9 protein-coding genes are annotated in these 12,197 nt (G+C 37.2%); 3 read left to right on the top strand and 6 right to left on the bottom strand.

Going from position 1 to position 12,197, the window contains the following annotated elements:
- Positions 1–301, top strand: a 301-nt coding sequence (locus tag I215_RS15980) for a zinc ribbon domain-containing protein (RefSeq protein WP_008992593.1), incomplete at its 5' end; no start/stop codon positions are given.
- A 394-nt stretch (positions 302–695) separates the two neighbouring features.
- Here I215_RS15980 and I215_RS13745 read toward each other — a convergent pair.
- Together I215_RS13745 and I215_RS13740 are read right to left on the bottom strand one after the other, a co-directional pair.
- Positions 696–1,508, bottom strand: a complete 813-nt coding sequence (locus tag I215_RS13745) for an SDR family oxidoreductase (protein ID WP_008992592.1) — start codon at positions 1,506–1,508, stop codon at positions 696–698.
- Positions 1,508–3,775, bottom strand: a complete 2,268-nt coding sequence (locus tag I215_RS13740; protein ID WP_008992591.1) for a M28 family peptidase — start codon at positions 3,773–3,775, stop codon at positions 1,508–1,510. The genes I215_RS13745 and I215_RS13740 overlap by 1 nt, the downstream gene beginning before the upstream one ends.
- A gap of 185 nt (positions 3,776–3,960) precedes the next feature.
- On the opposite strand from I215_RS13740, the gene I215_RS13735 reads away from it, so the two are divergent.
- Positions 3,961–4,422: a CBS domain-containing protein gene (locus tag I215_RS13735; RefSeq protein ID WP_008992590.1), complete on the top strand. Its 462-nt coding sequence runs from the start codon at positions 3,961–3,963 to the stop codon at positions 4,420–4,422.
- A 27-nt stretch (positions 4,423–4,449) separates the two neighbouring features.
- On the opposite strand, the gene I215_RS13730 is transcribed toward I215_RS13735, so the two are convergent.
- From I215_RS13730 to metG, 4 genes are all read right to left on the bottom strand, one after another.
- Positions 4,450–5,985, bottom strand: coding sequence for a bifunctional GNAT family N-acetyltransferase/carbon-nitrogen hydrolase family protein (locus I215_RS13730; RefSeq protein WP_008992589.1), 1,536 nt, complete (start codon positions 5,983–5,985; stop codon positions 4,450–4,452).
- A gap of 424 nt (positions 5,986–6,409) precedes the next feature.
- Complete coding sequence (locus tag I215_RS13725; RefSeq protein ID WP_008992588.1) at positions 6,410–6,928, bottom strand: ferritin; 519 nt, start codon at positions 6,926–6,928, stop codon at positions 6,410–6,412.
- Between the two features lie 107 nt (positions 6,929–7,035).
- A complete protein-coding gene (locus I215_RS13720) occupies positions 7,036–9,165 on the bottom strand; it encodes a Tex family protein (protein WP_008992587.1) in 2,130 nt (709 codons plus the stop codon).
- A 55-nt stretch (positions 9,166–9,220) separates the two neighbouring features.
- Positions 9,221–11,311: a methionine--tRNA ligase gene (gene metG, locus I215_RS13715; RefSeq protein WP_008992586.1), complete on the bottom strand. Its 2,091-nt coding sequence runs from the start codon at positions 11,309–11,311 to the stop codon at positions 9,221–9,223.
- Between the two features lie 225 nt (positions 11,312–11,536).
- Between metG and I215_RS13710 the strand changes: the two genes are divergently transcribed.
- Complete coding sequence (locus I215_RS13710) at positions 11,537–12,196, top strand: hypothetical protein (RefSeq protein WP_008992585.1); 660 nt, start codon at positions 11,537–11,539, stop codon at positions 12,194–12,196.
- The last annotated feature ends 1 nt before the right edge of the window (position 12,197 follow it).

The raw sequence follows: 12,197 nt of genomic DNA, 5'->3' as shown, positions 1-12,197 counted from the left end.
ACAACTTCGCTTGCTTTTGGAATACAAGGGATTGCTTACGGGTGTCCCTGTTGTAGTAGTTGACCCTCGATACACTAGTCAGACCTGTAATGTATGTAAACATATTGGTAAACGAACTAACAAGCACTTTAAGTGCCAAAACTGTGCAGGCCATATGGATGCTGATGTGAACGCATCTATTAATATAGCTACCCTTGGACGCGCCATAAACCGTGTCGGAAAATCGAATGATATGTGTTGCACTATTGCTCATGTTCATTCAGGTTTAAAACCCAATCAATCGCTATGCGTGGTTGGGTAGTTTATGTGTAACATGTTATGGTTTAACCTTATTGTACTTAAAGCGCAAAGCTATTAATTTTTTTAATATACATGGCGGTGTATTTTTAAGGGCTTTTGATGTGGAAATCTTCTGCACTGGTATATTATCATATTTAGCTAAAAAAACACTAAATGATGCACAGGTATAAAAAAAGAGAGCGGATTTAAAACCCACTCTCTTCTTAATAAACTAATCTAAACTAACTTAAAAACCTAACCTAATCTTATAAGTTCAAAAAATGAAAACTATATTATTTTGTTCTTTTCTCTTGGTGTAAAGATACCAAACAATAAAGCTTCTTCTAGTGGCTTTAAGTCGGTTTAACCATTATTTAACTAGAATATAGTCTATGTGTTAAGGATTTTAACGGAACTTAGATATTCAGCCCAGGATATTTGAATTCATATGCTAAGTTCCTGTTAATAAATAATGAGCTAACTGTCTTTCCTGGAGCAGAATCACTTGATTCAAACGCAGGAAGATTCAAATTCAACTCTTTAGCAATAGCGGAATAGTAAACTTTACGAGTAGGGTGGTAGGGTGCAACAGCATTAATGATTTGACTCTGAATAGGGTTGTCTATTAAAAGGTCGATGATGCCAATACAATCCTCCAAATGAATTAGGTTTACTGGTTGATTTGGATTATGTAATATCTCTTTTTTGGCCAATTGAAAAACAGGATGGCGCTCTGGCCCATAAAGGCCTGCACAACGTATTACTTTAATAGATAAATTCGTACAATTCATCAATAATTTTTCAGCTTCTAAAATTTGCTTTCCACTGAGCGTTTCGGGGTAGGTAGGACTGCTTTCATCCACTACTTTTAGAGTGTTTCCATAGACTGATATACTGCTGATAAAAATGATGTTTTTGGTGGTGCAATTGTTTAACTTTTTAATCAAGGTTCGTATTTTCGAAACGAAATTCGATTTTGGGTTGGATTGTAGCTTTGGTGGAAGATTAATAATAAGTACATCTAAATCTTTTAAAAAGTAATCTAGATTACCTTCGCTGTGATGATTGTGAATTGCAATTAAGAAAGGATTAATTTCATGTAAGGCTAATGATAAAATCTTATCGAGCGAAGTGGTAGAACCACGAACCTGGTACCCCTTTTTCACAAAATACTTAGCCAGCGGAAATCCCAACCATCCGCATCCCAAAATCCCAATTTTTTTCTGCATTATAATTCTATTGTTTTTTTAGTGAGTACCGCATCGTTTAATACAAAGGGCATTGCAATGGTGTTCTTCGGACGATCCGGAACACTGAATAAAGGGTGATCTAAAAGGTCATAAGAAGCCTCGTAAATTTGAAAGCTTAGTTGGTCTTGTTGGCTACATTCTATTTCAATCTCCGTTGACTGATTCTCACTGATATAATGGGTGAAAAGTCGATCTGATCGTTTGAATAAATACGATAAGGGTACATGTACCCCATTTACGGTACATTTACTGATTTTAGTAGCGGTTGTTTTTACTTCTAATCTATCTACTTTTCTATTTGGTGTTATATGTAATCGTATTTTTCTCTTACCTCTAAAACTAGTGTCTTGTAGGATTTTCACCGTCGGTTCTTTAATGTTTTTAACGGGCGCTTTGGCTATTTTTGTGTAATTAGTTGCGTATTTACTAGTTAATTCATCAGATGGGATTGTGCTCTGAGTACTGTCAGAGATATATTGTTTAAGCCAAGAATTTAGCTCTTTGTTATAAGTCGCCCAATGGGCTTGATGCGTGTCTAAATTTAACTGATAAACTAAACTAGTTGGATGCGGTCTTTCTGGGGAAGGGGACGAATGAAGGTGGGCACTTATAAAAAATAGAGCGCAGAGGCTCAGACTGAGAATTGCATAGAGACGTTTATTTTTGAACTGTCCTAACACAGGAAGTAATAATCCAAAAAGTAACACACTTAATACAGTGCTGCTAATGACTAATTTTAGACCTAAACCTACTGGAAACATCTGAATTAAAGGAGCTATAATCCAAATAGAAGGAATACATAAAGCAACAAGATATCCTACGGGCGGTCGTTTATCCTTGGCCTTAATAAGCATCCATAATGATGCCAGCGAAGCATAGATAAGGATAATAAAAAAGCTAGCTCCTTTAAGATAAAACGCTATGCCAAGACACAGAAGTAGCCACAATCCAATAGGAACAATAACAAGTTCTGCAATTTGAATCTTTTTAACTCTAGAGTAAATATAAAAACAAACTGTAAAGCTTAAACTAGTCAGGGCGGCGATGTATAAATGTCCATTATAAGGGAAACCATGTAAGATATCACCGTAATGGGGGTAAATAAACTTTAAAGCGGGCCAGGCGATATATCCGATCCCAGCACATAAAATTAGGCAGCCAAGAAAAACAAATAAACTTTTAAAGACTCCTTGGGAGTTAATCGTTCTGTTTGAAATCCCTAAATAAAATATATAGAAGAACACCAAAATGGCAATAATAAGCATGGGGTAAATCCAACTAAAGGGGTAGTATACAAAATTGAAGACCGGGAAATCAAAATAGATATTATCCACATTGGATTTTAGGATCCTGAGATCAGCATTTGAATAATACTCCAATAATGGTAGTAAATACGATATCTGATGTTTAAGAGTATTTTGATTTAGGTTTTCGTATCGATCGTTAGAGGTGTGATAATCAAAGTGATCATCGATAAATGCAAAATTAAAACCATCGATGTTTGCAAGTTCCCTAAAGACCGTTAGGTCTGTATCGTTGGGAAGCATTTTATAGACACTGTAGGTGAGTGAGTTTGCAACAGGAAATTCAACATTAGCTTGATTAAAACTCTCAATGAGATTTTTGTTCCCTCCATTGGTCTCTAGTAACATGTAACTTGGGCCACCGCTTCCTCTGGCTTCAAAATTTAGAACTAGGCCAACATCTTTTGACCAGCGATGTTTGCTGACAAATAAATTAGCTCCAAGTAGTCCGAGCTCCTCAGCATCGCTGAAAAGTACAATGATATCGTTCTTAGGTTTTTCACCACTTTTAAGTAAGCTATTGATTCCTTCCAATATAATACTCACCCCAACGGCATCGTCGCTTGCCCCAAAAGAAGAGTGTGGACTACTGTCGTAGTGTGATAATAACAGTAGTGCTTTAGAGGAAGAACTTCCCTTTATTCTTGTAAGAATGTTGTGAACCATAGCAAGGTTACCCCAATTACCAATGCTGTAGCCTTTTTGGATTTCCACTTCCAATCCCATGGATTCAAGTTGATCAATTAAATAACCTTGAACCTCTTTGTGAGCATCGGTTCCAACATAATGTGGGCGATCGGCCATTGTTTGGATGTGAGCTTGAACATTCTCTATCGAATAATCTTTGGGCTGAAAATCTCCTTGCGGAGTAAGATCATAAAACCGCCAGGCGCAAACAGCCAATAAGATAACAAAAGATATGACAAGTTTAAATTTTTTCAAAGGCTGTTGATTTGTTGACTATTTATAAAAATAAGGAATATATTATTAATTGCTACTATTTTATAAATTTTATAGTTTTTGAAAATACCTAAAAAAATTACTAGGATAGTTATGAATAGTTTACAATTTATCCAAAAAATTTCATTATATTTAGTGTTTACAGCCAATTTTAAAAATATAGTAGTATGGGGATTAAAAGTTTTCAGGGGGCCAGGGAAGATCAAAAGAAGGAGTACCATGCTCCCATATTGGTATCGGATTATATGACGAGAAATTTGGTGACTTTTAGACCAGAGCAATCCATATTAGAGGTTATGGAACTCCTGGTGAAACACAAAATTTCAGGAGGGCCTGTATGTGATCAAAGAGGAGGGCTAGTTGGAATTATCTCCGAGGCTGATTGTATGAAGCAAATTTCAGAAAGCCGGTATTTCAATATGCCTATTTTAGATAAAAGCGTGGAGAAATTTATGTCTACTAATGTGGAGACCATTCCCAGTGATATGAATATTTTTGACGCCGCATCTCAGTTTCACAACGGACACAGACGACGTCTACCCGTATTAGATCAAGGGAAGCTTGTCGGACAGCTCAGTAGGAAAGATGTCGTTGTTGCCGCTTTAAAACTCAATAGCCATAATTATTAAGCCCTTTAGCGTCCTTTAAAAGCCAATCTATAGGTCGTCCTGTTGTTTGTGGACTACCTTGTAGAGATCGTGTCTTCGATCCTTTAAAACGCGAACACTTCCATATTGGTGAAGTTCCTTAAGTAAATCCAAATTAACATCAACGATTAAAGTCATTTCCGTATTGGGAGTTGCCTGTGCTTTAATGCCGTCATTTGGAAAAGCAAAGTCTGATGGGGTGAGCACTGCTGCCTGGGCGTATTGGATGTCCATATTGTTAACCTTCGGCAAATTACCCACACAGCCTGCAATGACAACATAGCATTCATTTTCAATGGCTCTGGCTTGCGCACAACTCTTTACTCTAGTGTATCCGTTTTGTGTATCAGTTAAAAATGGAACGAAGAGAAGTTGCATTCCCTGATCTGCCATTATTCTACTGAGTTCTGGAAATTCTACATCATAACAAATCATAATTCCTATTTTACCACAATCGGTATCAAAGGTTTTAATTTGATCACCACCTTTCATCCCCCAATGGGCAACTTCATTTGGAGTAATGTGTATTTTGGTGTACATCTCCGAGGATCCATCGCGTTTACATAGGAATCCAGAATTGTATAAATTACCATCCACAATATGAGGCATACTCCCTGTGATGATATTGATATTATACGAAATTGCGAATTCTTGAAATTTCTGATAAATCGGTTCAGTGTATTTTGCAAGTTCCCTAATGGCATCAGCTTCATTAAGGTGATTGTAATCTGCCATTAAAGGAGCTATGAAGAGCTCCGGAAAGAGCGCGAAATCACTTCCGTATCCTGAGACAGCATCTATAAAGAATTCCGCTTGGTCAAAAAGGGATTCAAGATTTTTTAAAGGTCTCATTTGCCATTGGATAAGGCCAAGGCGTACGACCGATTTTTCTAAGTTGATCAGTTTAGGACTTTGATCGTAATAGATATTGTTCCATTCCATCAAAACAGCGTACTCAAGGGAATGTATATCACCTTCAAGATAATTTTTCATGATTTTTTTTACATGAAAATCGTTACTCAATTGGAAGGCGAGCACAGGATCGAACAATTCCTTCATCTTTACCTTCTCAATATAAGCCTTAGGGGTGATTTCGTTGGCGTATTTACTGTAGTTTGGGATACGACCCGCAAACATGATGGACTTTAGGTTTAATTGCTCGGTGAGTTCTTTTCGTTTTTCATAAAGTCTTCTTCCCAAGCGAAGCCCTCTGTATTTGGGATGGATGAACACATCAATCCCATATAAAATGTTGCCATCGGGATTATGGGTTGAAAAAGTATAGCTCCCCGTAATTTGTTCATAGGTGTGATTTTGGTCAACGATGGAATGATCCACAATAATAGAAAGTGCGCAACCTACCACTTTATCATCCACTAAAACCACTAATTGGCCATCTGGAAATAAGGAAAGTAATTTGCTAATTTCACTTTGTTTCCAAGGTGCATCTTCAATCCCAGTATAAGCCTCTACCATAGAAGCCCTGAGTTCCAAATAGTCCTGCATTACTAAATTGCGAACTTCAAGTTTGTTGATGGTTTCCATATTCGATGTATTGAAATTATCTGTGTTCGGGGATGGTATTGGACTATTATTTATAGCACTCAACCAGCTGTTAATTTAGGAAAAAAAGTAAACAACTGTAGTCGGTGGAAAAACATATTAAAAACACAAAGTCGCTTTGGTATGATAGCCAAGCGACTTTGATTTAACTTATGCTGCCTTTTCTTTTATTAAATCGAAGCAAGGGCATCTCTTACAGCGTTTAGATTCGCTTTTTCGATATTTTTCACAACACTTAGACTTAAGAGCCTTCTTTTCCAGGTCCTTAAGTTTGTGTTTTTTAATTTTCTTGTCCTTTTTGTCTTTCTTCTTTTTGCCCAAGACACTACCTGTTTTAGTAAAACAACGGGCAAATATATTTATTTAAATTAAATCTAAATAAACTTTAACACTATATAATTAAAAATTATTCAGAAGGTATGTTAGCCTGGGTAGTAGCCGTTAATTGTTCAATATCTCTATCGAATAAATAAAGACCTCCTTTATCATCTCCAATTAAATTAATTTTATCCAAAATGGTTCTAGCCATGGCCTCTTCTTCGATTTGTTCAGCCACATACCATTGTAGGAAATTGTGTGTAGAGTAGTCCTTCTCCTGTAAGGTAACATGTACGAGCTCATTAATGCTTTCTGATACAAATATTTCGTGATCCAGAAGCATTTGGAACATATCCTTAAAGCTATTGAAAGTTACATTGGGCGCTTTTAATGCGGATATTTTTGCATGCCCTCCTCGCTCGTTTACAAACTTGACCAATTTCAGCATGTGTTCTCTTTCTTCATCGGATTGGGTATACATGAACTGTGCAACACCTTGTAGTCCTTTAACTTCTGCCCAGCAAGCCATGGCTAAGTATATTTGAGATGATTCAGCCTCTACCGTTATCTGCTTGTTCAATAATTCTTCAACTTTCTTTACTATCATAATTTCTACTTTTAAGGTTAAAGTTATAAAATTATCCCTTTTGTGAGCAGTAATTTACTGTTGGTGTTTTAATTTAAAAGTAGTCTAATTATGGCTTAAGGGGTTCATTAGAAATTCATCGAGAGTTGGATACGGCTTCGATCCAAATCCACCTCTAACACTTTAACCTTTACATGCTGTTGAACACGTACGATTTCATTGACATCGGAGACGTAGGTGTCACTGAGGTTTGATATGTGAACTAGTCCACTTTCTTTAATCCCAATATCTACAAAGCATCCAAAATTAGTCACATTGTTGACGATTCCAGGAAGGATCTGTCCTGCCTTTAGATCTTTAATGGACTTAATGCTGGGGTCAAACTCAAAAATTCGTGCTTTGGCTCTTGGATCTAGACCTGGTTTTTTTAATTCTGCAATAATATCTTTTAGAGTAAGCATTCCTACAGTGTCGCTAGCGTATTTTTCTAGAGGAATTTTATCAATTTTTTCGGGTTGACCAATGAGTTGATCCACCTTTGTACCCAAATCTTTTGCCATTTGCTTTACCAGTTGATAACGCTCTGGATGCACTGCAGAATCATCCAAGGGGTTAGAAGGATTCTTAATTCTTAAAAACCCAGCACTTTGTTCATAAGCTTTTTCTCCCAATCTAGCTACTTTTAAAAGCTCTTTTCTAGAGGTGAAGGCACCGTTGTTTTCTCTATAGTCTATGATGTTTTCTGCTAGTTTTTCTCCAATTCCTGATACATATTTCAACAGTGAACTACTAGCGGTATTTAGGTTTATTCCAACTTTATTAACACAGCTCTCTACCACGCGGTCTAAACGTTGTTGCAATTTGACTTGGTCTACATCGTGTTGGTATTGTCCAACCCCTATGGATTTTGCATCGATTTTTACAAGTTCGGCTAGGGGGTCGGATAGTCTTCGGCCTATGGAAACCGCACCTCTTACAGTTACATCATAGTTTGGGAATTCTGCTCTAGCTATCTTTGAAGCTGAATAGACCGAGGCGCCTGCTTCACTAACTACAAATACTTCAATGGGTTTTTCAAAACCTATTCGTTTTATAAGTTGTTCTGTTTCTCTTGAGGCCGTACCGTTTCCAATGGCTATGGCTTCTATTTTGTACGCATTAACTAGGGTAAGCATCTTTTTAATGGCCTGAGAAGCTTCTTTTCTTGGGGGGTGTGGATAGATGGTCTCATTGTGTAATAAAACACCTTTTTGGTCTAAACAAACCAATTTACATCCACTTTTAAAACCTGGATCCAACGCTAATATGCGTTTTTCTCCAAGTGGAGGACTCAGTAGAAGTTGTGTTAGATTCTTTTCAAATACTGCAATAGCCGTGTCATCTGCTTTTTCTTTTGCCAAGGACAACGCTTCTTTTGATAATGCAGGATACAACCCTCGTTTATAGGCATCCTTTGCTGCTAATTCAATTTGCTCAGCGCATAGGTTCTGACTTTTTATGACCCTTGAATAAATGATCTCAAGGGCTCTTTTGTTATCGATCTCAACTTTTATTTTGATAAACCCTAGGGCTTGCGCTCTTAAGATCGCCAATAAACGATGGGAAGGACATTTGGCTATTGGTTCGTTCCAGTTGAAATAATCGCTGTGCTTTTGAGCCGCTTCTGATGAGTTTTCAGTAGCTTCAACCTTTTTGGTCTGTAGAACGCCGTAGCGCTCAAACTGCCTTCTTAGTTGTTTTCTGATATCAAGTCGCTCTTTAATCCATTGTGCAATGATTTCACGAGCACCCTCTAAGGCCATCTCTGTTGAGCTGATATGTTTTGAAGTATATCGCTGAGCAATGGAGTCTAAATCAGTAGCATTTTGAGCCATGATGATTTTTGCCAAGGGTTCTAATCCATGCTCTATGGCAGTGTCTGCCTTAGTTTTCCTGCTTTTTTTATAGGGTAAGTAAAGATCCTCAAGTACCGCTATCTCCTGAGAGTTCTCGATTTGACTCTTGAGCTGATCTGTTAGCTGATTTTGTTCCTCAATTGATTTAAGGATACTTAATTTTCGAGCCTCTAGGGCCTCAAACTCTTTTTTAAAGTTAGAAACATCTCCGATTTGAACCTCGTCTAAGTTACCAGTGGTTTCCTTGCGGTACCTTGATATAAAAGGTATGCTACAGTCCTGATCTAAGAGGTTTACAGTGTTTTGAATCGACTTTTTTTCAATAGAAGTTCGCGCACTAATATAATCAAGAATTGAGATCATGAGCAGTGTGTATAAAATTTTTTAAAACCTTCTTAATTATTCTAACCTTCGAAATCTAGTTAATAGCAGTTCCGTTGTTTACCTGGTCCTGATCAGGGTTTATAAAAACAATTTTACCACTACTGTTGTTTGTCATAAGGATCATACCTTCACTTAATACACCTCTTAATTTTCTTGGAGCCAAATTCACTAAAACGGTAACTTGCTTTCCGATGATATCCTCGGCTTTATAGTCTTTAGCGATACCAGATACAATAGTTCTTACATCAATCCCAGTATCTACCTTTAATATCAAAAGCTTATCTGCCTTAGGCATTTTTTGAGCTTCTAATATAGTACCAGTACGAATGTCCAGTTTTGCAAAATCATCAAACTCAATAGTGTCTTTTTGTGGTTCTACCGACGCATTAGCGGCTAGGTTATCTTCTTGATTCTTCTTTTTGGTAGCTTCCAATTTATCCAATTGTTTTTGAATTTGGTCATCTTCAATTTTAGAAAATAACAGCACTGAAGCGGCAATGGTATGTCCTGGAGCGATCAGTTCACTGCGATCTTTTATCTGCTCCCAATTAGGTTGGATTTGCAGCTTGTCAAAGTCCAGTACACCCTTTAATTTTATGGATGTAAAAGGCAAAAAAGGTTCGCTTAATACACCAAGAGCGGTAGCGATTTGAAGCGATACATACATGATGCTCTTTACGCGCTCAGGATCTTGTTTTACCACCTTCCAAGGCTCTTGATCCGCAAGGTATTTATTACCTAATCTTGCCACATTCATAAGTTCGGCTGCAGCCTCTCTAAAACGATATTTTTCGATTAAATTTGAAATGAGCTCTGGGTATGATTTTAACTCCTTTAGTGTTTGTTGATCCTCGGTGGTTAGTTCACCAGCCTGTGGAATAACACCATTATAGTATTTGTGAGTAAGTACAGTAACTCTATTGATAAAATTTCCAAAGATTGCTACAAGCTCATTATTGTTTTTAGCTTGGAAATCTTTCCAGGTAAAATCATTGTCTTTAGTTTGAGGTGCATTGGCTGTAAGGGTATAGCGCAACACGTCTTGTTGGTCTGGGAATTCTTCCAAATATTCATGTAACCACACTGCCCAGTTTTTAGAAGTCGAAAGTTTTTGGCCTTCTAAATTTAAAAATTCATTTGCTGGAACATTTTCAGGTAAGATATAATCACCATGTGCCTGAAGCATTGATGGAAATATGATACAGTGAAATACAATATTGTCCTTACCTATAAAGTGGATTAACCTAGAATCTTTCCAATATGGCTCCCATTGTTTTCCTTGGCGATCAGCCCATTCTTTGGTAGAAGAAATGTAACCGATAGGGGCGTCAAACCAAACATAGAGTACTTTTCCATCTGCACCTGGTACTGGAACCGGAATACCCCAATCTAAATCTCTTGTCACCGCTCTAGGCTTTAAGCCCTCATCTATCCAGCTTTTTACTTGACCATAAACATTGGGCTTCCAATCTTTTTTATGACCCTTGATGATCCACTGACGCAAAAATCCTTCGTACGCATCTAAAGGTAAAAACCAATGTTTGGTCTGTTTTAAAACAGGCTTGCTGCCAGTGATAGTTGATTTAGGATTGATCAAATCCGTAGCATTTAATGAACTACCACAGTTTTCACACTGGTCTCCATATGCAGCCTCGTATTGACATTTAGGACAGGTTCCACTTACGAAGCGGTCCGCTAGAAACTGTTCTGCTTCTTGGTCATACAATTGTTCGGTTACTTCCTCTATAAATTTATCATCCTGGTAGAGTTTTTTAAAAAACTCCGAGGCGGTTTTATGATGAATTTCATTAGATGTTCTTGAGTAGTTATCAAAAGAAATTCCAAACTCTTTAAAAGAGTCCTTTATAATATGGTGATACTTATCTATAATTTGTTGAGGACTCACACCTTCCTTCTTAGCCTTCATAGGAATGGCTACTCCGTGTTCGTCACTGCCTCCAATGAAAGCTACATCCTTGCCTTGCATACGTAAATAACGGGCGAAAATATCCGCAGGAACATAAACTCCCGCAAGGTGACCTATATGAATAGGACCGTTGGTATAAGGTAGGGCTGCGGTAATGGTAAACCGATTTTTATTTTTGGCAACGTCGTTGTACTCCATTGAATTATTTGATTTTTAAGGACACAAAAGTAATGATTTTATGCGGAGAAAAAGGATATTGATTCAAGCTTTGATATGCAAACTTTAGTCCAAAAGGAGGATGTAATTCGATTACTGTTAAAATTAAACACACATTGTTATATTTAAAACATTTAGTTTTATTTTTTGCTTTTAACCAAAACTTAACTTATTTTTACATCCTGTAAGGACCAAACCATATATAAAATGAAAACAATTTCATCCGTAGTTGAGAACTACATCAAATCAAAGCCGTTTCTCCAAACGGCGCTGGCACAAGGAATCATCAACCTCACTTCTTTGTCCAGGACCATCAAGCCAGATATTGAAGATCAATTAGGAAAGGATGTGCGTAATGGTGCCATCGTTATGGCTTTAAAGCGACTTTCAGCGGAATTAGAATTTCGAGCGACACACCGTATTTTAAAAGTGCTTAAAAATGTTGGAGAAATTACCGTGCGATCTTCTCTTACCGATTACACCTTTTTAATCTCTGACACCATCCTAAACAAGCAAGCGAAGTTACTTCAGGAAATCAACGAGAATAAAGATGTGTTCTATACTTCCTCAAGAGGAGTCAATGAGACCAACATCGTGGTGAGTAATTCTATGAATGCCATCGTGGAAGAAATCTTTAAAGACGAAAAGCGCACTCAAAAGATTGACAAGTTATCTTCAATAAGCGTAAAATTACCTGAGGAAAATGTGGTGATTCCTGGAATCTACTACTTTATTTTCCAACGTTTGGCTTGGGAAGGTATTATCCTTCATGAGGTAATCTCTACAACCAATGAATTTACCATTATTGTAGGGGAGGACCAGATTGATATCGCCTTTAAAGTGATTAAAGACTTAAAAAGCTTATAAG

Origin of the sequence: Galbibacter marinus, from assembly GCF_000300875.1 — a bacterium.
GTDB classification, from domain to species: Bacteria; Bacteroidota; Bacteroidia; order Flavobacteriales; family Flavobacteriaceae; genus Galbibacter; species Galbibacter marinus.
This window is presented reverse-complemented; position numbering and strand designations above follow the sequence as displayed.

Excerpts from the sequence above, each read along its gene's own strand:
- I215_RS13745 (WP_008992592.1), bottom strand. The coding sequence starts at position 1,508 with ATGCAGAAAAAAATTGGGATTTTGGGATGCGGATGGTTGGGATTTCCG.
- I215_RS13735 (WP_008992590.1), top strand. The coding sequence starts at position 3,961 with ATGGGGATTAAAAGTTTTCAGGGGGCCAGGGAAGATCAAAAGAAGGAG.
- I215_RS13730 (WP_008992589.1), bottom strand. The coding sequence starts at position 5,985 with ATGGAAACCATCAACAAACTTGAAGTTCGCAATTTAGTAATGCAGGAC.
- I215_RS13725 (WP_008992588.1), bottom strand. The coding sequence starts at position 6,928 with ATGATAGTAAAGAAAGTTGAAGAATTATTGAACAAGCAGATAACGGTA.
- I215_RS13720 (WP_008992587.1), bottom strand. The coding sequence starts at position 9,165 with ATGATCTCAATTCTTGATTATATTAGTGCGCGAACTTCTATTGAAAAA.
- metG (WP_008992586.1), bottom strand. The coding sequence starts at position 11,311 with ATGGAGTACAACGACGTTGCCAAAAATAAAAATCGGTTTACCATTACC.
- I215_RS13710 (WP_008992585.1), top strand. The coding sequence starts at position 11,537 with ATGAAAACAATTTCATCCGTAGTTGAGAACTACATCAAATCAAAGCCG.